Source organism: Piscibacillus halophilus (assembly GCF_900110685.1).
Lineage (GTDB): Bacteria > Bacillota > Bacilli > Bacillales > Alkalibacillaceae > Piscibacillus > Piscibacillus halophilus.
The window spans coordinates 1-22794 of record NZ_FOES01000040.1 but is presented as its reverse complement, the minus strand read 5'-3'; the positions used below and the strand labels follow the sequence as shown (position 1 = coordinate 22794).

Annotated in this window: 25 protein-coding genes; 13 read left to right on the top strand and 12 right to left on the bottom strand. The window is 34.8% G+C overall.

Annotation, left to right across the window (positions count from 1 at the left end):
- Positions 1-230 (top strand): transposase (locus tag BMY57_RS13335; protein ID WP_177176393.1); only part of this gene is annotated, 230 nt, incomplete at its 5' end.
- Positions 231-402: 172 nt separating this feature from the next.
- Here BMY57_RS13335 and BMY57_RS13330 read toward each other — a convergent pair.
- From BMY57_RS13330 to BMY57_RS13320, 3 genes are read right to left on the bottom strand one after another with little or no spacing between them, the layout of a single operon-like run.
- A complete protein-coding gene (locus tag BMY57_RS13330) occupies positions 403-891 on the bottom strand; it encodes a small multi-drug export protein (protein WP_091775303.1) in 489 nt (162 codons plus the stop codon).
- 57 nt (positions 892-948) lie between these two features.
- Positions 949-2103: an ABC transporter permease gene (locus BMY57_RS13325; RefSeq protein ID WP_091775300.1), complete on the bottom strand. Its 1155-nt coding sequence runs from the start codon at positions 2101-2103 to the stop codon at positions 949-951.
- Positions 2093-2845 (bottom strand): ABC transporter ATP-binding protein, encoded by a 753-nt coding sequence (locus tag BMY57_RS13320; RefSeq protein WP_091775297.1) that lies wholly within the window; start codon positions 2843-2845, stop codon positions 2093-2095. The genes BMY57_RS13325 and BMY57_RS13320 overlap by 11 nt, the downstream gene beginning before the upstream one ends.
- Before the next feature lie 163 nt (positions 2846-3008).
- Here BMY57_RS13320 and BMY57_RS13315 point away from each other — a divergent pair, with 163 nt between their 5' ends.
- The 5 genes from BMY57_RS13315 to BMY57_RS13295 all read left to right on the top strand — a co-directional run bounded on the left by BMY57_RS13315 (position 3009) and on the right by BMY57_RS13295 (position 6938).
- Positions 3009-3707, top strand: coding sequence for a LytR/AlgR family response regulator transcription factor (locus BMY57_RS13315; RefSeq protein ID WP_091775294.1), 699 nt, complete (start codon positions 3009-3011; stop codon positions 3705-3707).
- Between the two features lie 8 nt (positions 3708-3715).
- Positions 3716-4696 (top strand): sensor histidine kinase, encoded by a 981-nt coding sequence (locus BMY57_RS13310; protein WP_256205311.1) that lies wholly within the window; start codon positions 3716-3718, stop codon positions 4694-4696.
- Positions 4697-4717: 21 nt separating this feature from the next.
- On the top strand, positions 4718-5056 hold the full coding sequence (locus tag BMY57_RS13305; protein WP_091775291.1) for a DnaJ family domain-containing protein: 339 nt from the start codon (positions 4718-4720) through the stop codon (positions 5054-5056).
- Positions 5057-5073: 17 nt separating this feature from the next.
- Positions 5074-5508, top strand: a complete 435-nt coding sequence (locus BMY57_RS13300; RefSeq protein WP_091775288.1) for an N-acetyltransferase — start codon at positions 5074-5076, stop codon at positions 5506-5508.
- Positions 5509-5915: 407 nt separating this feature from the next.
- Positions 5916-6938 (top strand): acyltransferase family protein, encoded by a 1023-nt coding sequence (locus BMY57_RS13295; protein ID WP_091775285.1) that lies wholly within the window; start codon positions 5916-5918, stop codon positions 6936-6938.
- 101 nt (positions 6939-7039) lie between these two features.
- On the opposite strand, the gene BMY57_RS13290 is transcribed toward BMY57_RS13295, so the two are convergent.
- From BMY57_RS13290 to BMY57_RS13265, 6 genes are all read right to left on the bottom strand, one after another.
- Complete coding sequence (locus BMY57_RS13290; protein ID WP_091775282.1) at positions 7040-7489, bottom strand: DUF3995 domain-containing protein; 450 nt, start codon at positions 7487-7489, stop codon at positions 7040-7042.
- A 335-nt stretch (positions 7490-7824) separates the two neighbouring features.
- Positions 7825-9294 (bottom strand): betaine-aldehyde dehydrogenase, encoded by a 1470-nt coding sequence (gene betB, locus BMY57_RS13285; RefSeq protein ID WP_091775279.1) that lies wholly within the window; start codon positions 9292-9294, stop codon positions 7825-7827.
- A gap of 38 nt (positions 9295-9332) precedes the next feature.
- Positions 9333-10340, bottom strand: a complete 1008-nt coding sequence (locus BMY57_RS13280) for an NAD(P)/FAD-dependent oxidoreductase (protein WP_091775275.1) — start codon at positions 10338-10340, stop codon at positions 9333-9335.
- A gap of 63 nt (positions 10341-10403) precedes the next feature.
- Complete coding sequence (locus BMY57_RS13275; protein WP_091775272.1) at positions 10404-10763, bottom strand: Rieske (2Fe-2S) protein; 360 nt, start codon at positions 10761-10763, stop codon at positions 10404-10406.
- Positions 10764-10775: 12 nt separating this feature from the next.
- Positions 10776-11834: an amidohydrolase family protein gene (locus BMY57_RS13270; protein WP_091775269.1), complete on the bottom strand. Its 1059-nt coding sequence runs from the start codon at positions 11832-11834 to the stop codon at positions 10776-10778.
- A gap of 365 nt (positions 11835-12199) precedes the next feature.
- The gene (locus BMY57_RS13265) at positions 12200-13375 is read right to left on the bottom strand and encodes a L,D-transpeptidase family protein (RefSeq protein WP_091775266.1); all 1176 of its coding nucleotides are present in this window, start codon (positions 13373-13375) and stop codon (positions 12200-12202) included.
- A gap of 497 nt (positions 13376-13872) precedes the next feature.
- Between BMY57_RS13265 and BMY57_RS13260 the strand changes: the two genes are divergently transcribed.
- Together BMY57_RS13260 and BMY57_RS13255 are read left to right on the top strand one after the other, a co-directional pair.
- Positions 13873-14622 (top strand): alpha/beta fold hydrolase, encoded by a 750-nt coding sequence (locus BMY57_RS13260; RefSeq protein WP_091775262.1) that lies wholly within the window; start codon positions 13873-13875, stop codon positions 14620-14622.
- A gap of 8 nt (positions 14623-14630) precedes the next feature.
- Positions 14631-15230: a TetR/AcrR family transcriptional regulator gene (locus BMY57_RS13255; protein ID WP_091775260.1), complete on the top strand. Its 600-nt coding sequence runs from the start codon at positions 14631-14633 to the stop codon at positions 15228-15230.
- 217 nt (positions 15231-15447) lie between these two features.
- Here BMY57_RS13255 and BMY57_RS13250 read toward each other — a convergent pair whose 3' ends face one another.
- Both BMY57_RS13250 and BMY57_RS13245 read right to left on the bottom strand, forming a co-directional pair.
- Positions 15448-15756: a nucleotide pyrophosphohydrolase gene (locus BMY57_RS13250; RefSeq protein WP_091775257.1), complete on the bottom strand. Its 309-nt coding sequence runs from the start codon at positions 15754-15756 to the stop codon at positions 15448-15450.
- The gene (locus tag BMY57_RS13245) at positions 15753-17393 is read right to left on the bottom strand and encodes a DUF2075 domain-containing protein (RefSeq protein WP_091775254.1); all 1641 of its coding nucleotides are present in this window, start codon (positions 17391-17393) and stop codon (positions 15753-15755) included. The genes BMY57_RS13250 and BMY57_RS13245 overlap by 4 nt, the downstream gene beginning before the upstream one ends.
- 182 nt (positions 17394-17575) lie before the next feature.
- Here BMY57_RS13245 and BMY57_RS13240 point away from each other — a divergent pair, with 182 nt between their 5' ends.
- The 5 genes from BMY57_RS13240 to BMY57_RS13225 all read left to right on the top strand — a co-directional run bounded on the left by BMY57_RS13240 (position 17576) and on the right by BMY57_RS13225 (position 21471).
- The gene (locus BMY57_RS13240; protein ID WP_091775251.1) at positions 17576-18247 is read left to right on the top strand and encodes a hypothetical protein; all 672 of its coding nucleotides are present in this window, start codon (positions 17576-17578) and stop codon (positions 18245-18247) included.
- A 110-nt stretch (positions 18248-18357) separates the two neighbouring features.
- Positions 18358-18762 carry a DUF262 domain-containing protein gene (locus BMY57_RS16200; RefSeq protein ID WP_218143550.1) on the top strand — a complete coding sequence of 135 codons (405 nt, stop codon included), beginning with the start codon at positions 18358-18360 and terminating at the stop codon, positions 18760-18762.
- A gap of 362 nt (positions 18763-19124) precedes the next feature.
- Entirely contained in the window at positions 19125-19991 is an 867-nt protein-coding gene (locus BMY57_RS16195; RefSeq protein ID WP_218143549.1) for a GmrSD restriction endonuclease domain-containing protein, read from the top strand.
- A 180-nt stretch (positions 19992-20171) separates the two neighbouring features.
- Positions 20172-21290 carry an SIR2 family protein gene (locus BMY57_RS13230; RefSeq protein ID WP_091775248.1) on the top strand — a complete coding sequence of 373 codons (1119 nt, stop codon included), beginning with the start codon at positions 20172-20174 and terminating at the stop codon, positions 21288-21290.
- Positions 21283-21471: a hypothetical protein gene (locus BMY57_RS13225; protein ID WP_091775245.1), complete on the top strand. Its 189-nt coding sequence runs from the start codon at positions 21283-21285 to the stop codon at positions 21469-21471. Before BMY57_RS13230 ends, BMY57_RS13225 begins: the two co-directional genes overlap by 8 nt.
- Before the next feature lie 27 nt (positions 21472-21498).
- Here the strand turns inward: BMY57_RS13225 and BMY57_RS13220 are convergent, their stop codons facing one another.
- Positions 21499-22695: an ISL3 family transposase gene (locus BMY57_RS13220; protein WP_091774713.1), complete on the bottom strand. Its 1197-nt coding sequence runs from the start codon at positions 22693-22695 to the stop codon at positions 21499-21501.
- Positions 22696-22794: the final 99 nt, after the last annotated feature.

The following is a 22794-nucleotide window of genomic DNA, read 5'->3' as shown; positions in this document are numbered from 1 at the left end:
GGGAAGATAGTAAAGATAAAGTTCGAGAGAACCGTCTTTCGAATGAAGGTAAATGGATATATCGAATGCGAAAAGAGAAAGTCGAACGTAGCTTCGCAGATTCAAAAGAACTGCATGGGCTGCGCTATTGTCGTTTGCGTGGAAGGGATAATGTTCGAGAGCAAGCGCTTATGACAGCTGCTTGTCAGAACATGAAGAAGATTGCCCTCCACCTAGACCGTGTGGTCTAGGTAGAGGAGAGTCTTTTTCTTATTATTAAGGTTGTGATAGACATAAATTATTGAGATATCTATTTATTAACCTAAAAAAGCTTGTAGAAAAACACGGGGTTTCTCTACAAGCTGCAAAAAAGTCCATCACTTAAGGTGATGGACTTTTTTGAATTCTTCTAACTATAAATAGTTAGGGAGTATTTCGATTAAAGAAATCTTCGATAAACGGGTTATCAAAGTTGAACCAATCAATGCCAAACACGGCAAGTATTCCAAGAACTAAACTCCAACCAGCTATACTAATCGTCATCCAGTAGAAAACACGTTTTTTTGTACCGCCAAATACTAAACTTAAAAATGCGGTTAAATGACTTCCAACGAGGAAAGGTCCAAGTAAAGCTAAGCCAGGTAAACCATATTTGCTCCATAAGTTTTTGGCTCGAGAAGACCGTTTGTTATTTTCCTTGCCTCTTTTCTTACGCCAAGCTTTAATGTAATCAATAAAAATAATCACGAGATAAACGGTTAGTAGATTACCTGCTATGGCTAATATCAAAACGGGCCAGAATGATAACCCTCCCAATATGGCGATTGGGGTTAAGAAAAGGGCCTCAATAAATGGAATGGCAGATAGTACAAATACCATCGCATATACAAAAAGTAATTCAGTTATTTCCATCAATAATCTCTCCCGACGAATTACGTCATTTATTTAATCTTTATAAATAAGAGGTTACTAGTTCATCACCCATTTGTCCTTTAAGAACATGATTCGACCGATAATGAAGATGATGATCATGGCTATTAAATTACTGCCTACAGTGATAAAAATGTGTTCCCAGTCAATCACACCTACGAGTAATTCTTTTAAACTACTAAAGATATTTAAAATCGGAATAACGAAATGATGAAATTCAAGCTCACTCGTTCCGACACTTGTTAGAATCATTATAGGGAACATTCCAAGCATCATGACCGGAGTGCTGTAACTTTGTGATTCCTTGATGGTTTTGGCCATAATACTTGTCACCATAAGGATGGACGCAAGGAACGTCGCATATATAATCGTAATACCTGCCACAATCCCAATGATTAAACCTATATTTTCGGTACTTGCAACAGCATCTTTTAAGTTTTCCGTCATAAATTGAATCTCTAAAGCTACGACAATCAATGTCACAATCCCAGTTATACTTCCAATAGCTGAAATCGTTAGCCATTTGGACATGATCATGGTTGAACGTTTAACTGGGGTCATAAGTAATGCTTCCATTGTCTTCTTTTCCTTTTCACCAGCAAATAAATCAGAAGCTGAAGGACTAGCACCGATCCCAATCGCTAAGACAAGGATTAATGGAATTAATGTGCCTAATAGAGCCATCCCAGCGTTATCATCCGTAATTTCTTCTTGTTCGATTTGAAAAGGTGTCATCAATTGCTGATCAATGTTTTCATTCGTTAATCGTTCATTGACAATCGCTTGCTCATATTGCTGTAAAGCAGCCATGACTTGCGCATTTGCATTAGACGCATTTTGGCTAAAAGAATCCCCTGAAATAACCTTCACAGTTGCTTGTTGATGAGTCTCGACTTTTTCAGTGAATTGATCATCGAATAAGATTCCTGTATGAGCTTCTCCCTCTTCAATAGCAAATTCAGGATCATCGGTTTCTACAAAATTAAAATTTTCCGTAGAAAAAATTGATAATATTTCTTCACTCGTTCCTTTTTCAACAGCTAGATTATAAGTCTGCTCATCATCAGAAAGCAAGCTTTCATAGTAAAATACGAGAGCGGTCATCATAATCAGTGGTAAAACAACGGTTAATAGTAATGTTCTTCTATCACGAAACGAATCTTTCATTTCTTTAAAAAACATTTTAAGAAACATAATCCGAACCTCCTCTAACCAATTTGCTCATAAAAATATAGTTTAAATCCTCATTGTTTTCTTCTTCATATAATTTCTCGATATTACCGTGGTAAATGAGTTCCCCTTTATGAATCATCGCCACGGAATCACACAGCATTTGAACTTCTTCCATGATGTGGCTAGAGAAGATAATAGTTTTACCTTGTTGTTTTAGTTGATGAACTAGCTGACGAAACACATTCGCTGCTGTGATATCTAATCCAGTGGTCGGTTCATCAAATAGAATTATATCTGGTTCATGAATAAGAGTTCTTGATATCGCTAGCTTTTGACGCATTCCTTTTGAGAATCCATCCACTTTACGATCCAAGTAATCTCTCATACCAAACATTTTGGTCAGCTCATCAATTCGAACTTTTGTTTCATGCTTACTTAGATTATAGAGTGAAGCGAAGTACTCTAAATTTTCACGTGCGGTTAATCGGTCGTATAAACCTGTTTCTCCACCGAATAAGACCCCAATTTTCTTTTTTATATCATTTGGTTGTTTGACCGTATCGTAACCAGCGACTTTAATTGTTCCATCAGTGGGGTGGAGAAGGGTGGCAATGGCACGAAGTAAGGTCGTTTTCCCTGCACCATTTTCACCAAGCAGACCAACCACTTCACCTTCTTCAACAGTGAAAGAAACATGTTTTAAAGCTGTTACATATTTCTTTTTATCTTGAAATCGCTTCGTCACTTCATTAATTTCAATCATCCGAGACTCCTCCTTGCATGTTTGACTCTATGATATATCTTATCTTGTGACATTTCTGTACTTATGTCGCGAATATTCCATTTCATGTCGTAAAAAGGTCATGAAGTTGAAGTTATATGTTAAAATTTAGATAATTGTTACTTTAAAAATTTGAGGGATGAATGTGAAAGTAGGATTAGTGGATGATCGAGAAATCGATTTAGACAAAATGCATGGGATTGTGTCTTCCATTGAAGAAGTGGAGATTGTGTTTTTAACCACATCTGCGGAAGAGGCTTATAAACAGATTAAAAAAGAATCCATCGATGTATTAATCGCTGATATTGAAATGCCGAACATGTCAGGGTATGAATTAGCCGATATTATTCACTCACATGCACTGGATATCGCGGTGATTTTTGTTACGGCAACGAGTGGGTATGCGGTTCATGCATTTGAGTTAAATGTGCATGACTATATCATGAAACCATATCCAAAAGAACGACTCATTCAATCTATGAAGCGATTACTTAAGAAGAATCAATCCACCGAGATGAAAGGCAGATTATATTTAAAACAAAAAAATGACATACACATTGTACAGAAACAAGATATCATCTTTATTGAACGATCGGGTCGATCAACGACGATTTACACTAAAAATGAAGAAATTAAAACCTATTTAACGTTAAATGAATTAGAGGGAGAGTTGCGAGAGAGAGACTTTATACGTTCGCATCGTTCGTTCATCATTAATATTCATTATGTAAAGAACTTCTCTCTATATGCGAAAAATTCCTATATCGTAACCTTTGAAGGTATTGAGAAACAAGCCATGATTACGAAAGATAAAGTGAAATTTATACAAGAGAATTATTTTTAGAGGTGAACATGTTGTTCAATATTTTCTATTGGATGGTTGTAGTAATCTTTGCAACCATTCATCTACAAGTATTACTAAACGGTTTATATATTCAGCTACCTATATATTTAACAATTTTAGTACCAGTTGGGCTCATTTTACTCATTAGTTGGAAGGTCATCACGAAGGTAGACCGAGTCCCAGTTCTTTGGAATGGGCTATTAGCACTTGTTCAAGTGTTGTTATTAATCGTTAATTTGAATGATCAATTCATTTGGGGCTCGACAGGATTGTTAGTGGCATTCATTTGCCTGGAATGGTTTCGGCATATTCTAGCCCGACAATATTCATATTTACATACTCAATTGAAAAATCATGAAATCGAACGAGAGCAAATTAATAATACATTTCGTATAGTTAGAAGTGAACGACATGATTATTTAAAACATATTTCCGCTCTTCATTTTTTAATAGAAAATGGGAAAACCGAGGAAGCCAAAACCTATTTGAATGATTTAGTTGAAGGCTATGAAGAAACTAACCTGTCTATAAAAGGAGAAACAGGTGTCGTTGCAGCGACGTTACACCAAGCTTATAAACGAGCTAGAGTATTAGGCATTTCAGTTGACTATAGTTTAGACGTTCCGGTTTCCTCACTTCCAATGACTGACCGAGACATCGTTTCTCTAATTGGGAACTTACTCTCAAATAGTATCGACGCCTGTGAGAGCTGGCAGAAGGAAAAAGGAGAGCAAGCTTTATTATCCCTTCAGTTTTTAAAACGAAGCGGGTTATATATATTAACCTGTGAAAACAATAGTTTACCGATCCATAGGGAAGTCCTGGATCGACTTTATAATGATTATGGCATCACAACAAAAGAAGGAGATCACGAAGGGCTAGGCACGAAAATTATCCATGATATTGTTCAGAAATATGATGGGTTATTAGACTTCGTTTATAAGGATGAAAAGTTTTTAGTGAAAATTAAGATTCCATTGATTAAGTGATTAATAGGAAGGAGGTTAAGTGTGGATAAAAAATATAATGATCTAATTGGTGACATGATTAAGAAAAATAACTATGAGTATGAAAAAGATTTACCTGGTAAAGGAAAGCCTTTACCTAAAGACTACATGGAAAAAGACACACTTCAACACTTTCAAAAAATCGCAAAAGATGCCGGTTTTTTACCCCCTTGGTTAAAGCTACAAAAAGAAATCAGTGCATTAATACAAACTGCTGAAACTGAACGAGACATCAAAATCATCAATAAGAAAATTAAAAAGTATAATGGAATTTGCCCTACGCCTATGCAAAGAAGTTTAGTCAGTCTAGATCATTTAGAAAAAGCTAAAAACATTTGGTGAAAAAGTTGGAGGAGCACATGGACATTAGATTAAATAAAGAAAATGAAATCGATTCATTAGTTAACATATGGTATGAAGGGTCTTTGTTAGCACATGACTTTATTGATAAAAATTTTTGGAAATCACATTGTACAAAAATGAAAGAAGAATATCTACCCAATTCCGAAACTTATGTAGTGACTGACAAAGGAGAAATAGTAGGATTCATTTCAATGGTGGAAAGTTATTTGGCTGCGTTATTTATCGATCATAATCACCAAAGTAAGGGATATGGAAAAGAATTATTAAACTTTATAAAAGAACAAAGGGATGCCATTCAATTAAAGGTTTATAAGAAAAACGACAAAGCCATTAATTTTTATTTAAAAAATGGTTTTGTGGAAGTTGAGGAACTCCAAGATGAGAAGACTGGTGAGAGAGAAATATTGATGGAGTGGGAGAGGAGTCCATAGGTATAGCTTTCTCTATTTTTCTAAATCAAATACTACTAACTGAACTACTTTGACTTATGAGCGGATTTATTTTGATTTCGAAACAAATGATCGAGAACCCAATAAAGGTTTTCTGATGAATCATGGGGAGTCTTTGCTAAAAAGGTATTTAAAAAAGTGTTAGTTAAAATCGAAGAAGTTAACCTATTAAAAAGAAGTTAGCTTCTTTTTTTATTGTGAAAGTCGCTTATCTTTTCAGGTGCTGAAAGTTTATATAACAAATAAATGAAAAGATTACTATTTTACAGCTTTGCATTACATACACATAACAATCCTTTAACAATGTATTCATAACGGTTTCATTGGTAAAGTCATTTTGATAGGGTAACTATTAAGAATGTGACTAATTGACAAAGGAGTGCGACATCATGCAAAGAGAGACTTACTTCGATAATGCTAAGCTCCTTTTCATTTTCTTTGTTGTATTTGGCCATTTAATTCAGCCAATGAAAGGGAACTTTGAATTGGCGGATGCTTTATACCAATGGATTTACATTTTTCATATACCAGCGTTTGTATTAATCAGTGGTTTCTTTGCGAGTGGGGCAAATAGTCCGAACTACCTTAAGAAACTAACTAAGAAGTTATTATTGCCATACTTATTGTTCCAGTTAATCTATAATTTAGTGTACGTTTTTATTTCAGCTGGTTCGTATAATAGCTTGTATGACCCTCACTGGACCTTGTGGTTCTTATTAAGTTTGTTTAGCTGGCATATACTATTGATCTGGTTTAAAAAAATCCCAGCGATTTTAGGGATTACATTAGCATTTTTGATAGGTTCATTAATTGGATTTATGCCATTAATAGGGCATGAGTTTAGTCTATCTAGAACATTTGTCTTTTTCCCATTTTTCTTGATGGGTTACTGGATCAGTAAAAATCAACTTTATCAATTTAAAAATATGAAATATCAATTTGTTGCTATAGGCTTTTTAGCTGTGTTATTGGTCATTAGCTATCTAAAACCTATGATCCCTGTAGACTTAATGTTTGGCTCACAATCATATGTAGCTATGGATATGTTGACGACAGGTATTATAAGTCGATTAGCTCTTTATGGGTTATCAGTTCTAATGGTGTTTTCTGTATTAATTCTTATTCCTAGAAAACGCTTTAGCTTTACTCATTTGGGACAATATACACTTTATGTATATCTGTTGCATGGGGTTCTCATTCAGATTATCCGAAACGAAGAGCTTTTACAGTTGAATCAAAATCTGGATATCATTCCGCTTGCAGTGATTTCAGGAGCTATGGTTTGGTTCTTATCATCCAAATGGGTACTAACCTTTACACAGCCATTAATCGAAGGAAAAGCGACTCGTTTACAAGAATGCTTAGATGGTAGAGGAAATAAATTAACTTATCGAAGGGAAAAGCCAGATTAGAATACAAAGGAAAAAGTCCCAGCTGAGATAAGCTGGGACTTTTGGTGAAGAATGAGGACCAAGTCACTCAAATTATGTAATCATCTACCTTTAATAAACGATTAATATTTTTTAACAGCTAAAAAATAAAATACGCCACCAATCATCCAGAATGGTTCCCAAAAGATTAACCTCCAAAATGTTGCATATGAATCTAAGTTAAAATCTAATATACCGAATACACTCAAAGAAATGGTTATGAAATTCAGTAATCCATACAAGAATAATAAAATCCCTACGACTTTTGTGACGTAATAGAGTGTCTCGGATATAATCGTCTTCTTCCAATGAATCAAAAGCATTAACAATAATATAACGCCCAATAATTTAATAAAACCAGTGAGCCATACAATGGTAATAAACGAATGATCAGGGTTTAAGGACATCTCATATATTGTGCCGCCTAGGGATTTAACCCCTAGCATTCCACCCATTGCCCAATAAAAACTCATACCAGCAAAAATAATAGTCCAAACAATTCCCATGGTAATGAACCAATAGTTAATCTTCAAATAGAAAACACTCCATTCTTGGATTAATAAGATCTAATGAATCCAAACGATTTTCTTTGTACGTTAGATTATTAGATGAAAAAGGTAAGTAAGTTGGTGTCTGTTTACACACAATGATACTAATTCATTCCACAACTTTCCAGTCAAACTCGTAATTGTATAAAGGTTAAGAAAGATTATTTGAAATATTAATATAAAGCTTTGACGTAATCTAGGATTACGAAAAAATTTAAGACATAGCATGGTTTTCCTTACAAGTTAAGCGCCACAAATAATTTTGTGGCGCTTATAAAGCAGTTAATAGGGGGCGTTCTCTTTAGATAGTTTATAAGGTTTTAAAACCAGTTAAAAGGTTTAGGGTCCGTATTGTGGAAAATATGTTTAGTTTCTGTATATTCTTCTAATCCAAGTTTACCTAATTCGCGACCAATACCTGATTGTTTATATCCTCCCCATGGTGCATGAGGGAAGTAAAGGTTAAATTCGTTAATCCACACAGTACCCATCCGCATTTTGCTAACACAACGTTCGGCCTTTACGATGTCATTTGTCCAAACACCACCAGCTAAACCATAAATAGAGTCGTTTGCTAGATTCACGGCTTCTTCTTCTGTTTGAAATTTTTCGACGGTAATTATAGGACCAAATGCTTCGTCTTGGACTATGCTCATATCTGTTGTACAATCGGTAAAAATCGTTGGTAAATAGAAGAAGCCATCTTGAAGAGCTGGATCTTCGGGACGTTTACCTCCGACCACAAGTGTTGCACCTTCCTTTTTACCGGCTTCCACATAGTTCTCAACCTTTGTTAAATGCTCTCCTGAAATGAGTGGGCCCATTTGAGTATCCTCATCAAAACCGTTACCGATTTTAATATTTTTGACACGTTCAACTAGTGCTTCTATGAAATTGTCATGAATACTTTCTTCGATAATGAGTCTTGTTCCAGCTGAACAAATTTGGCCTGCATGGAAAAATACTGCATTCATTGCTTGATCAACTGCCGTTTCAAATTCAGCATCAGCAAAAACAATATTAGGGTTTTTTCCACCAAGCTCAAGCGCGAGTTTTTTGACATTGACACTCGCAGCTTGCATGATTTTCTTTCCTGTTTCAATACCACCTGTGAAAGAGATTAAATCAACTTCAACATTTGTAGAAAGTTCTGAACCAACTGTATTTCCAGGTCCAAGTACAAGATTTGCTACTCCAGCAGGAACTCCTGCTTCCTCGATTAATTCGAATATTTTTACAGTGGTAAGTGGTGTGATTTCACTTGGTTTCATGACAAGCGTGTTACCAGTGACTAATGCTGGTGCCAGTTTCCATGATGCTTGTAGTAATGGGTAATTCCAGGGGGTGATTTGCCCACAAACACCAACAGGTTCATGTACGACTTTACTTACCGAATTTGGAATAGGGGAAGCGATCATTTCTCCACTGTTCTGATCGACAATTTCAGCATAATAACGGAATACGCCAGCGATGTCATCCATATCCCAACGACTTTCTTCAAGTGTCTTTCCCGTATCAAGGGACTCAAGTTCAGCCAATTCTTCTTTGTCACGTTCGATAAGCTCAGCAATTTTTTGAACGATGCTTGCTCGTTCAACAGCTGGTGTGTTTGGCCATTCCCCTTGATCAAAAGCTTTTCTAGCAGCAGCAATAGCAGCTTTTGCATCGGATGTATCACCTTCTGCAGCTGTTGCAATTGTTTCCTGATTATATGGGTTAATAATGGTACGTGTTTTGCCATTTTGAGCATCAATCCATTTCCCATCAATGAACATCCGTTTTATCTTCATCAAGTCGTTTCCTCCTTTGTAACGAATACGTTCTTGTTCTAGCTATTAGCCCCTGCCAACACTCTAGTGCTATGTGGTGGTTGGATTTTTACGTTAGGATCTATATAATGTTTTGCTTGGCTAATCGCAGTTGGTGCTTCTCCAAAACCGGAAGCGATAAGTTTTACTTTACCAGCGTGCGTCGTGATATCACCTGCTGCGTAAATTCCTTGGATATTGGTTTCCATTTTTTCGTTTACGACGATCGAATTTTTTTCAAGTTCTAATCCCCATTCTCTAATTGCACCTAAATTGGAAAGGAAGCCGTGATTGACGATAAGGGCATCTATGGTTAGAGTTTCAGTCCGTTCACCTTTATTTTCTCTGAGGACCACTTGCTCAATGAAATCGCCATGGCCAATTAGATCCTCAATCACCATTGGGGTTTTGATTTGAACTGTTGATTTCTTCAATTGATTGACACTGTGTTCATGTGCCCGAAACGCATCGCGACGATGGACAAGGAAAATTTCTTCTGCAATGCCTTCTAACATAAGGGCCCAATCAACAGCAGAATCACCACCACCCGATATACACACTTTTTGATCTTTAAAAGCTTGAAGGTCAGTAATCGAGTAAAGGAGGTTGTTACCTTCATATTTGTCCGCAGCTTCATGTTTTAGGCGACGTGGTTGAAAAGCACCTGCACCACTTGTAATAATGACTGTTTTTCCGTAGTGCACATCTTTTGATGTCGTTACTTTAAACAATTGCTCATCTAATTTTTCTACTGATTTGACATTCTCTTCTAAGCAAATTTCTGGCTCGAACTGATTCGCTTGTTTTTCAAGTTGGTTGACTAAATCTTTGGCTAAAACCTTTGGAAATCCTGCCACATCGTAAATGTATTTTTCAGGGTATAAAGCCATGAGCTGACCACCAACCTGTGGTAGACTATCGATTACTTTGACTGACATTTCACGCATACCTCCGTAAAAGGCAGTGAATAAGCCAGTCGGACCAGCCCCAATAATGATCGAGTCAACGACCTTTTCTGATAGATTCATAGTTATCACCTTCTTCATAAATATGCTAGAGTCACTGACAAAATAGTCTTGTGATCTTTTGGCTTATTTATAAACAATCACATTCTGATCTTCTACTCTAACTTTATAGCTAGGCAGTTTTTTGTTGGGATTAGCTAGCATTCTACCTTCGTCTTTAATATCAAATTCTCTTCCATGCCATGGGCAACGGATGATTTCACCTTTTCGACAGTAACGGTAATCTCCTGGCTTACTTTCATTAGTCGTCGCTCCACAAATCATTCCTTTATCTAGTGGAGCCCCCTGATGTGTACATTGATTAAGAAAAGCGTAAAATTCACCATCTAATGTACGGCAAACTAACACATTTTGCTTTCCAAAATGGGCAGCTTTCATCTCCCCGGGTTCGATCTCTGTCGTCTTACATACGACTTGTTCCTTCATAATTTAACCCTCCTACTTAGGTAGTTTTGGATAAAATGCTTTTGCGTTCTCAGCGAATATTTTTTTCTTCAGTTCCGGGTCCATATTTGGTAATGCACGAGTTGGTGAATCATAATCCCAATGGGGGTAATCAGTTGAAAAACATAGGATCTCATCGGAACCCATTTGTTCAATAAGAGATGTAAACTCTTGTTTTGTTAGTTCTTCTGCTGGTTGAGTTGTAACGCGTATCTGCTCTTTGAAAATATCACTTGGCTTTCTTTTTAACCATGGGACCTCATGACGCAGATCGCGGTATTGTTGGTTCATTTTCCACATGATGTGAGGGACCCAAGTGAAACCACCTTCAATCATCATTAAGCCAAGGTTCGGAAACTTATCAAAAACACCATTGAAAATCATGTTTGCCACTTGTTTCATATGAGCAGTCGGGATTAAAGTATGCCACTCAATGAAATATCTTGGCCATTTTCCGTAATAGACAGGCGGCTCATTATGGTGCATTCCTATCATTAAATGATGCTTTTCTGCTGCTTCAAAAAAAGGGTGGAAGAATGGGTCGCCCCACATGATGTCATCAATCGGTAGTAAAACTTGCACCATTTTCGGATGGGAGCCAACTCTTTCAATTTCTCTTATCGCCGCATCGCGATCCTGGGCTGCGATGTGGACAGATCCATATAAACGGTCATCTTTTTCTAACCATTCATCAATTTGCCAATCATTGTAGGCAGACGCCAATGCTGTCGCCATTTCATACCAACCATGCATAGATGATGGTGAAGGGTCTAATGCACTCGTTAAGATGCCGAACTCATGATCAATATCATCTAGTAGTTGTTTTTGCATAAAAGCTAGGTCTGAGCCAGCCGGACGGCCATCAGGTACCGTCGCATCTGCTCGATCTACACCTGCCACAGAAGGCTGGGTATAAGGCATATGTTTTTCTTGCATCCAATGACAGTTTTGAATGTAATGTTTAAAAGGTTCGTCTAAATACTTCAATATGTCTTTGTATTGGACGCGTTCGTGTATATCGGTATCCACGATTCGAATTTGCTCTTTAGACATCTGAATTCCTCCCATTTCATGCTTTAGATAATGGATATTTTAGCAATGTATCAAAACACCTCCAAACCTACTGAGAGACATTGAGTGGCATTTAGCACGCTCAGTGAAGCCCAGTGAAGCTCAGTGAACGTCAGTGGCATTTTTTAACTTTTATTAATAGTTAAGTTTGTAGCTAGGGAAGGGGAGAGAGATTTTTTGCAGAAAAAAACCACCCTCGACTAATTAAAGTCAAGAGTGGTTGAATGATATGTTTTTAACTAGATTTACTGGTTAATTCTTCTTGTTTTAGCTTTTTTCGATTTCTTCTTCTAGGTTCTTTTAAATATACGTAATAAAGCATGGCTCTTTTAGGTAAGGGCCATGCTTTATTGATTGGTAATGTGAACCGAAGTTTCTAGTGGAATATTTTGATACAACCACTTGACATCTGAATTATTCATACGTATACAGCCTAAGCTCACATACTTACCTATTGTAGAAGGGTCGTTCGTTCCATGGATTCCGTAGGTTGTACCATCTGTTCCTGGTACACTAAGACCTAGCCAATGGCTACCAAGTGGATTAGTTGGATCTCCACCAGGAATGTCTTGTGCTCGATACCATGGTTCTTCTAACTTATTAATGATTTTGAATTCGCCTTCGGGTGTTTTAGACTCATCTTTACCAGTACCAACAGAAAATGATTTCACTGGACGATCCCCATCGTAAACGGTTAGCTGATTGGATTTCTTGCTAATAACTATTTTATAAGTCGGCTTCTCTGAGCTTGACGGAGTTATCGGTACATTCTTTTTCAGAGAAGATGGATTTGGTATATGTATTCGTGTGTCGTACGGTAAATGATTAGGGTTCTTAATGTCATTATACTGCGCTAACGAACCCGCATAATCCTCCGTACCATAATACTTTTGGCTAATAGAAAGTAATGATTCTCCTTCATTGACTTTATGTACGACTTTGTAATGTGGATCTGGTATTTGAAGGATCATACCTTCCATTATTTCTGTTTCAGGATCTGTAATTCCATTATAAGCTTCAACCTCTTTTTGATATTTCCCACTAGCATAATAAAGCATCGTAATACTATATAAAGTTTCACCCTTTTTAACCTTATGCTCAAGAACAAAATCTGCGGTTAGTGTATTCGTTTGTTCAATGTTCTCAGTTGATTCAACTTCTTCTTGTGCTTCATTTTCCTCATGACTTTCGATCGGAGGATCTGCATTTTCATCCGTTTTCTGTTCTTCTTCATTCGCTTCCTTCTCGGTTTCTTTAACTTGGAACCTTTTATCTAAATTGTTAGTATGCTTTTGAATCATCGTTTTTGTCGAATCCTCCAAGTTTGCAGCAAGAAAGGAACCGTTTTGATTGGTCTGATCGAAAATCATTGTTCTGGATAAGATTAAAATTATTGTAAAGACCATAACAAGTAGAGAAACAAATAGATAGTAGCTACGTTTTCTTTTTTTCTTTTTCTTTATCTTTTTATGCCGTTCTGCTCGTGGGATGAATGTGACCTGTGAATCAGGATCTCCTGACATTTTTCCTTACTCCCCCAATCATTATAAAACTTGGTGTTGCCAAGTCATCATAACAAAAAGCCTTCTTATCACTTAAGCGGTTTAAGAAGGCTTTCTTAATTAATAGAAAACAAACAATTTTTAGTATAACTTATTTTTTGAAAAAATTATCAAATCTTGGCAAAAATAGGCCTATCGAAATACTGAAAACACTTCTTAATAACTATTATTTTTATCCTAGAATAATCAAAGTGAACAAAAAGAACTAATGCGTTTCTAGGTTGGATTTACTAGTAGGGTAAAGTTAGTCTAAGTAATACTAGCTTTGTCATAGCAATCAAATGATAATCCCTAAGTATTCACACCAATTAATGAATCGGTTAGGCTCCTAGAAATTGATTTATATGGAGCTTTAAAAATTATGTCTTACAACATACTGTTTTTTATTGACTAAACGTTCATTCAATGAAACAATAAGAACAATAAATCAAATCGATTATTGAATGGAGGTATGGTAAATGGATTTGTATTATGAGGTTAGTGGAAAAGGGCATCCGGTTGTTTTTCTTCACAGTGGAGGTACTGATTTACGAGAGTGGAAGTATTTAGCTTCTCATTTAGTTAAAAACTATAAGGTCATTACGTTCGATGCGCGTGGAATTGGCAAGTCACCATCTCCTACAGAACATACAAATTATGTAGAAGACTTACTATTGCTTCTTAATTACCTTGAACTTGATAAGGCAACACTTATAGGGCATTCAATTGGCGGGCAAATCGGCACTGAATTTGCTTTGAATTATCCAGAAAAAGTAGAGAATCTAATTTTGATTGCTCCAGCTTTGTCTGGATTTAGCTATTCACAGGAGTTTAATGCTTACATCGCTACAATTAACGAAGCTGCTCCAGATTTAAATAAGATGCTTGATCGTTCGCTAAGTGGTTCATTGTATCAAGTTGTAATGGAAGGACCTCACCGGGAACTGATGATTCAAATGCATCAAGACTATCTTAAACGGGTACTCAATTGGCCTTCTTTTAATCTAATATGGCCACAACCGCCTGCTATTGAAAGATTAGAAGAATTGCCAGCCAAAACACTATTCATAATAGGTGAGAAGGACTTTCAGGATAACCATCGTGTCGCAGAGTATTTTCGAAGAGCTCCAAAAATCCGTTTCTTTGAAATCGCCGATGCTGACCATATGGTGACACTTACTCACCCAGAAGAATTATATCAACAGATAAATGAATTTATGAAGGAATGATATTTACCATGCCAAGAACTCAACAGGAATATGAACGAATTCGCCAAGAAGCAAAAGAGAAAATTAGACGTAGTGCGATGGAATTGTTTATTAAGAAGGGATATCATGCTACTTCTATTAGTGATGTAGCTAAGGAAGCTGGTATATCTAAAGGGTTGCTATACAATTATTATAGTGGTAAAGAGGTACTTCTTGCTCAAATGGTTGAAGAGCGTATCGCACAAACGGCTGAAGTTATGGAAGGAGCTAGGTCACTAGAGGATCCAGCAGAACAGCTAAAAATGATAGTAGAGGGAGCCATTAATAGCGTTTATCAACATCCTCAAGTTTTTCGTTTTTATTTACATTTACAAACACAACCTGAATCAGATGAAGAATTGATCAAATACAGCAAAATGTTGGTTGGAGAAAATTCAAAGCAGTTTGAAATTCAATGTAAGATATTTGAAGAACTAGGAGTAGATGAGCCACGGAAACGATCGTTGTACTTTTCATCCACGCTTCAAGGGAGTATGCTCATGATATCTACTTACCCTCATCAATTTCCTATTGAAGAAATAAAGAGACAAATCATTCGTGAGTTCTGCAATCCAACAATTAAAGATTAAAGAGATATTGAAAAGGTGGAATTCAATTACAAAATATCTTTAAACATGAAAAGACCTCCCGGGCCCATTGGGCGAGGGAGGTCTAGTTAGGTTTGGCACCCTATGACTCCGAGTGGGTTTGAACTACTACAACCACCTTAGATTATGAATTTTCTAGAGAAAAAGATGAAATTTTGATATATTACTCTTTATTCAGTTGGTGTCATAAAATAATCAATCATTCTTTATCAATAGGATATTTTTTAGCATTTTTCTTTAGTTTGCCTTTAACAATTTCTTGAACATCCAACTCAAGATCTGAACACAACATGAGTGAGTAAATTAAGACATCTGCTATCTCTTCTTGTATATTGTCAATGTTAGATTCTAATGCTTGCTCACTTTCTTTCCACTGAAAATCTTCTAGTAATTCAGCTGCCTCAATCGATATTGATATTGCAAGATCTTTAGGGTTATGATATTGTCTCCAGTTACGGACGTCTCGAAATTCGTTTATAGAATCTATTAATTTATTTATATCGCTCATAATTCTCCCCCGTTTAATTCAATAAGTCTATCTCTTAACTTTTTATCTGTAGCATAAATGTATAGTCCACGTATTCCACGTTTCATTAAGACATTAATAGAATTTAAAATGATTTCTTCTTTTATTCGTTCATTTTCTTCTAATGATAAGTCACTTCTTGATGTGAAAGCTCCTTTATCTTTATATTTGGAAGGGTCTATATATAGTTGGTCATTTCTCTCATCGTAACTAACTGAGGGGCCAAGTATGACACCGACGTAGTTTAAGTCAAAACCTTGAACAGTATATATCGACCCAACTTCACTAATTGTTTCCGGTTCTTCAGCCCAAGTTACATTATCTTGAGTGATATTCCATGGCATATTAATCCCTGTTTGATCTACGTAGTAGACTTCACCATCTTTTTTATGCAGATAATCAAAAGTAGAAACAATTCTCGATAGGCCCCATTGTTTATCCTTCTCAAAAATAGCATCCTTAAATTCTTCCGGATCATTAAATATTTTTAGTTCATAATCGTTTCTGTCGTTTTTAGGAATAGGAGTTAATCTTTTTGAAATTAAGTTATCAACCCATTCGATTACTTCTGGAGAAGCATTCATTCTAAATTGATCTGTTAATCTTAATGTTTCTGCCTTATATTGGTTAGTAATTTCTTGTAATAAACGATCATTCCAATAGCTTTTTATTTTTAGTACTTGTTTTGGATCAAAAATAACAATTGTTATGTTGCTTCTTTTAATAATTTCATCTAACTGGTTGTCATATCTAAAGTTGTTATAAGAATCTTCTTTTGTTAGTAATAAATGAGCTTCGTCTACTAGTGTTATATCTGCCTTGGTACTATTTTTATCCATTGAATTAATAAACGACGTTGGCTTAAGAAATTGTTTCTTTTTTAAATTGGGTAAACTAAAAGCGATACTATGATAAGTTTTCAGCATTTCACTGTGATTAACTAATAAATAATTATTTGTGTTATGTAATGCTGAACTAGGGTCATTAGCGTAATCTTGAATGGTGTTAAATAAGGAACTTAATAAAACACTTTTTCCTGTTCCAGCATCTCCTTCGACAATAAAAACATGTTGACCTGGATTGTTTGCATTTCTTTTGCAGAAATCGATAATTTTGTTTTTTACTTCTAATTGTTGTTCAGACAGCTCTTTATAAGGGGAAAGTTTAAAAATATCCTTGTTTTTTAAGTTTTCAATTGTATTTTTAGCTATTTGTTCTTCCCTAAGTTTTTCCCAAATTTGATTGAAGATTTCTTCATTGTAGAACTCTTTTTGATAGTAGTTATGCATTTGTTCATTTGCTGTTTGGCTGACATTTTGAAGTTTATAATTGTTATCTGCAATAAAATAGTTTATAAGATTGGTCTCTATGTTATAAGTAGCAGATTGATTGAATTTTTCATGGCCTATTAAAATAGTATTATCATGAATTCTACGTTTAGGATTACTAAGGTGATTTTTTAAACGACGAGTGGCATGTACAGTTTGGCCAATATAAGCTGTAGTCCTTTTCTCGTTGTATAAAATATATAAAATAGGATAATTATTTAAATGTACAGTATGTATTTCTCCTAGATCTGAATGATTAAACTTTTTCTTTTCGAATATAATGTCGCTCATATAAATACCTCTTTTATTGCTTTTTTACATCTTATCATAATATTGGTAATATTTTAAAAGTCCCAATTAATAATGGTGAGTCCTGATTGTATTATCAGGATTCTTTTTTTGGAGGAATTTAACAATTAATGTCGAAATATATAATTGGATTTATTTAATATGGTTTATTTGGAGGTATTCATTTGAATAATACTAAAGATAAATATTTATCGTCTACTAATCTATCTAAAGAGATGAATATAAGTACTAAAGGTATGTTTGAACGGTTACTAAGAAATAATTGGATTGATCGAGTTGATGAACAGTGGGTGCTTACTGAGAAAGGTGAAGAAAAGGGAGGTCAATTAAAAACAAGAGGAGACCGTCAATGGATTGCATGGCCAGCATCTGTTATGGATGATGCAGAACTTAAAGAGAACAACATTAAAGAAAAGTATTTATCTACAACTAAATTAGCTGAAGAATTTGATGTGTCTAGATTAAGGATCAATCCTATACTTTCAGAACTAGGATGGATTGAAAAAGACAGGAAGGGCTGGATTACAACAAAACTAGGTAAAAGCCTTGGGGGTAAGCAACTTGAACATAATAAAACAGGTGTACCTTATGTCAAATGGCCTGAGACTATCCTAAAAAATAAACGTCTTGTGGAAACTATTAAAGAAATAAAAGAAGGAAGCCAGGAGGTACAAATTAGCTCCAACGAGGAAGTTGGTTTTAGAGAAAAGTTTATTGCAAAACACAGAGCTGCTGGTGGTCATTTTGTAAGATCCAAAACGGAAATGCTTATTGATAATTGGCTGTATATGTCAGAGATTGCTCATGCTTATGAAAGAAGACTGCCTATATCTTGATTAAAAGGGGAGAAGTTTTTTACCCCTTTTTATAAATAGGAATGAAAAAGCTTTAATGAACTATTAAAAAGAATATTTAAAAACTGTTCTTTAAATGAGGAGTGAAAGGTTTGAAGAACCAAAAAGAAACAATAAGAAAAATGGTTAATTATCTAAATAACGAGGAAGCAGATGGTGGGTTTTGGCTACCAAATATTCAAAGACCCTTTGTTTGGAAAGAAGAGCAAATCGAAAGACTATTTGATTCAATTTTACGCGAATACCCAATAAGTACACTTCTAGTTTGGAAGACTAAAAGCAATATTAAAAGAAGACAATTTATTAGAGATTATAAGAAAAAGTTGAAGTTAACGGATTTCTACGTACTGCAAGAAGATCACAAAGTAAAACAATTGGTTCTTGATGGGCAACAAAGGTTACAAAGTTTATATATTGGACTAAAAGGGAGTTATGAAGGAAAGGAGCTTTATTTAAATATTTTAAGTGGTGATTTAACTAAACCTGACGATATATGATACCTGTTTAAGTTTTTAAACAAAAAAATGTTAAATTTCCTTGGATAAAATTTAAAAACATTGTCTTTAACCGTGGTGATTCTTATGACATTACTGAGGAAGTCATTGAAGCGGCTGATTACGAATTATCAAAAGATGAAAAAAAGAAAATCAGTAAAAACATATCAAATATCTTAAAAGTTTTTACTTCTGATGAAACACTAATATATCAGGAATTAGATAGCATTGATAACCCAGAGGCTTATACTGAGGATGATGTAGTTGAGATATTTATACGTGCTAACTCTGGTGGTACTGTTTTAGGTAAATCAGATTTGCTTTTCTCATTATTGTCTTCAAGTTGGGAAGAAGCAGACGAAAACATGGAGGAGTTACTAGAGGAATTAAATAATACTGGGTATAAGTTTAATCGAGATTTTGTACTCAAAACATGTTTAGCGTTATTAAATAAAGGTGCAGCCTACAGTGTACCAAAATTCCGAGAAGAAAGTACTAGGGAGAATATATCGAAAAACTGGAATGATATCGCTAATGCTATAAAAGATGTTAAAGATTTTCTATATGGGAAAACATATCTACGATCAGATAGAGCTCTAACTTCCTATCTTGGTTTAATCCCGATTATTTACTACAGGTATCATTTCAAGGACAAATGGAGTAGTGTTAAAAGATTAGACGAATATATTTTGAAAACATTGTTAACTGGATCATTCAGTGGAAGTCCAGATAACGTAATTGATCGATGCGTTGACACAATTCGAAAGACAAAAGAATTTAACGTGGATGATATGTTTGATGCGATTAGAAGAAGCGGTCGTAATTTACAAGTGAGTGAGGACACGATTCTTGATTTTCATTATGAGTCTAAAAACATTCATTTAATCTTTAATTTATGGTATAAAGATTTTGCTTATCATCCTGCATTTCAAAATAATAAACCACAAATCGACCATATCTTCCCTCAAAGTGAGCTTCAAAAGGTAAAAGAAGTTAACCCTCAATCAGGGAGAAAAGTATTGTCATATAAAAAGAGAGACAGGGATCAGATAGCGAATTGTATGTTGTTAACACAACAAGAAAACGGTGCAGGCGGTAAAAGTAATCAATTGCCTGAGGAATGGTTTGCTGATAAATCAGAAGAGTATCTTGATATGCATTTGATTCCGAAAAATAAGGAATTATGGAAATTGAGAACTATGAACAGTTTGTTGCAGAGAGGAAGAAGTTGATAGTTAAGAAGTTTAGAGGTTTGATTTATTAAACATTATTGATTTATAACAATAAAATGACTTTTGTCCTGATATATATACTCAGGACTTTTGTTTTTGGAGGAATTTAACATTTTTTGTCGAATTAGTATATAAGAAATATTCATTGAAATTTTAAGTGTATCAAGGGGGATTACAATTATGTCTTCTGATGGTAGTTTATATCATTATCACGGTGATAAGAATATCATAGAAGGGTTGGATTTAGATGATCAAAAATTAAAAATAAGTTCCTTCATAAGAAAAAATCTTATTTCAGATAATCTTAATTTCTTAGTAGGATCAGGGTGTTCTTTTGGAGCAATACCATCTATGGGTACAACCTTTAACGAGATTAAACAAGATTTAGATCAAGATGCATTAGGTAAATATAAATGTGAAGAAAATGGTGATATTGAATCCTATTTAAACTGGTTAAATACAGCAATAATTTTTTTGAATGAAACAAATATTGAAGAGAATATTGATCCATATTATGAAAATTTTAAAAAAACTAAGCAAGCTCTTGTAGATAGTATAAATATAAACTATGAGGAAAAGTTAGATACATTAAATTTATACACAGATTTTTTTAATGAAATTTTCGCTGTAAGAGAAAATAAAGACTTTTCACCTCTTAATATATTTACCACTAACTACGATTTATTTAACGAGATTGCTATGGAAAAATCTAATATTAGGTATACTAATGGGTTTAGAGGCACCATTTATAGAACCTTTGACCCATCGGATTTTCATTTAAGATTAGTAGATGACTTAAATCGATATAAAGAAAAGTGGAGTATTGTACGTAAATTTGTGAAACTATATAAAATCCATGGTTCAATAAATTGGTTTTATGATTCAAAAATTAATAAAGTAACACAAGGTACTGTTAATGATTCGCAGGTAGAGAATGTATTAATATACCCCACTATTAATAAGCATATTGAAACACAACAAACGCCATATTCTGAATTATTCAGAGAATTTACTATAAACCTACAAAAATCCAATAGCACATTAATTGTTTTGGGTTATGGTTTCCCAGATCAACACATTAATCAATTAATGTCACAAGCACTTAGTAATGAAGACTTCACATTAATAATATTCGGTAGTTTGGAAGAAGAAAAAGTGAAGTCTTTTTTTGATCAACATAAAAGATTAAGAAATGTTCATTTTATTGGTGGGCGATATGCATTTGATTCTCAAAAGGCCGATGGGCACCATTTTAAAAATATAGTTAGTTATCTGAAGGGGGATGATATCAATGAGTAATCATGCATTTGGTATTATTTCCAAAGTATTTTTTAATAAAATTGTAATAGAAGTACCAGAAACTAAGTTAATAGAACATAATTATCATGGGGATTTGTATACTCTAAATGGATTAAATGATTTTGTAACTATTAATAAAAATGGTATTAATAAGGATCTCCCCAATAAAATGTGCTTATAGCTCCCTTTAACGTACAATTTCTGTTACTTATGCCGTTGGCTGCTTGCATTCCATTCGAATGCGCAAGTTAAAGTTGTCTAAATTTGGGCATCCATAACTTCGGCGTTTAATCGTTTTAATTAGATTATTTGTGCCTTCTAAAGGTGCATTAGTTATAGAATATTTAAAGTAATTTAATATTTCTTGTTTCCACTGTAATAAGGTTTTTACAATCTTCTGGATGTGACCTGTACCATCAAATAAGTAGTGTTGACAGTAATTTTCAAAACATTGTTTAGCCAAGTCATATTCTGTATGGTCGTAAAATTCTCTGAAATCTTGTAGGAATTGATAGAGTTTACTTAACTTAGGATTGGCTGATAGCCAATCATTTAAAGTTTCAATTTCGTCTTCTTTTAATTTTTCAGGTTTTGTCATAAGAAGTCTGCGTTGATGACGAATTTTCTTGTGGTTCGTAGCATAATTTTTATCTAATCTACGAGCATATTCTAAAGCTTTCGTGAAGAGTTGAATGACATGGAACTTATCTGCCACAATAGATGTTTCAGGCCAAACCTTCTGGACTGTCTTAGCCATGCCAGGTGCAAGGTCTGTTGAAACAACGTTTGGTGCAGAAAACGGGTATTGCTTAAGAGCCTCCTGGATCTTTTCACGGTCTTTTCCAGGTGAAGTTTGCCAAACATGGCCTGTATTTGCATCCATTAATGCAATGCTATATGAATGTCCTTTTTTATGAGCAAATTCATCCAAACATAAAGCTGATGGAGCATCATAATTTTCAGGATCAGCCATAACATCTTCTGCATATTGATAAAACCAATGAGCTACTGTCGATTCAGGTACCTGCATATCACGTGAAACATCTGCGAATGATTGCTTGATGCACTTCCTTGAAATCATTTGTTTAAAATGTGTCGTAACTGTGCCACGACAAGGTATTTCTGGAAATTGGACTGTCCAAGTGATGCCACAGTCCTCACAACGTTGCCGGTGCACTGGCACCTTAAGGTAAATTGTTTCTTCAGTAGATACCCAGGCGTGTTTCAATACACGATATTTATCACGAGCATGATTGGTACTTCTTTCAAAGCAGTATGGGCATACATAACATTGTTGAGCCTTAGGCTCAACACCTAAGATCCAACCATCAGAGACTGGTTCACCTTCATCATTTAAAACGAAATTTGTTAATTGAAGGATATCTGTAGTAAACTGTTTATACAAAGCAGATCTTCCTTTCTTATGTTGAGTTGTGGTTAACTTTAACGTTAAAGGAAGAATCTGCTTTTTTCAATGTCTGACACATTTCATTGTGGAGAATCA

Bases quoted from the DNA above. Each gene is read 5' to 3' on its own strand.
- BMY57_RS13225 (WP_091775245.1), top strand. From the start codon at position 21,283: ATGAGTAATCATGCATTTGGTATTATTTCCAAAGTATTTTTTAATAAA.
- BMY57_RS13280 (WP_091775275.1), bottom strand. From the start codon at position 10,340: ATGAATCTATCAGAAAAGGTCGTTGACTCGATCATTATTGGGGCTGGT.
- BMY57_RS13265 (WP_091775266.1), bottom strand. From the start codon at position 13,375: ATGTCAGGAGATCCTGATTCACAGGTCACATTCATCCCACGAGCAGAA.
- BMY57_RS13255 (WP_091775260.1), top strand. From the start codon at position 14,631: ATGCCAAGAACTCAACAGGAATATGAACGAATTCGCCAAGAAGCAAAA.
- BMY57_RS16195 (WP_218143549.1), top strand. From the start codon at position 19,125: ATGGAGGAGTTACTAGAGGAATTAAATAATACTGGGTATAAGTTTAAT.
- BMY57_RS13250 (WP_091775257.1), bottom strand. From the start codon at position 15,756: ATGAGCGATATAAATAAATTAATAGATTCTATAAACGAATTTCGAGAC.
- BMY57_RS13300 (WP_091775288.1), top strand. From the start codon at position 5,074: ATGGACATTAGATTAAATAAAGAAAATGAAATCGATTCATTAGTTAAC.
- BMY57_RS13270 (WP_091775269.1), bottom strand. From the start codon at position 11,834: ATGTCTAAAGAGCAAATTCGAATCGTGGATACCGATATACACGAACGC.
- BMY57_RS13260 (WP_091775262.1), top strand. From the start codon at position 13,873: ATGGATTTGTATTATGAGGTTAGTGGAAAAGGGCATCCGGTTGTTTTT.
- BMY57_RS13330 (WP_091775303.1), bottom strand. From the start codon at position 891: ATGGAAATAACTGAATTACTTTTTGTATATGCGATGGTATTTGTACTA.
- BMY57_RS13275 (WP_091775272.1), bottom strand. From the start codon at position 10,763: ATGAAGGAACAAGTCGTATGTAAGACGACAGAGATCGAACCCGGGGAG.
- BMY57_RS13295 (WP_091775285.1), top strand. From the start codon at position 5,916: ATGCAAAGAGAGACTTACTTCGATAATGCTAAGCTCCTTTTCATTTTC.
- BMY57_RS13310 (WP_256205311.1), top strand. From the start codon at position 3,716: ATGTTGTTCAATATTTTCTATTGGATGGTTGTAGTAATCTTTGCAACC.
- BMY57_RS13230 (WP_091775248.1), top strand. From the start codon at position 20,172: ATGTCTTCTGATGGTAGTTTATATCATTATCACGGTGATAAGAATATC.
- betB (WP_091775279.1), bottom strand. From the start codon at position 9,294: ATGAAGATAAAACGGATGTTCATTGATGGGAAATGGATTGATGCTCAA.
- BMY57_RS13245 (WP_091775254.1), bottom strand. From the start codon at position 17,393: ATGAGCGACATTATATTCGAAAAGAAAAAGTTTAATCATTCAGATCTA.
- BMY57_RS13320 (WP_091775297.1), bottom strand. From the start codon at position 2,845: ATGATTGAAATTAATGAAGTGACGAAGCGATTTCAAGATAAAAAGAAA.
- BMY57_RS13325 (WP_091775300.1), bottom strand. From the start codon at position 2,103: ATGTTTCTTAAAATGTTTTTTAAAGAAATGAAAGATTCGTTTCGTGAT.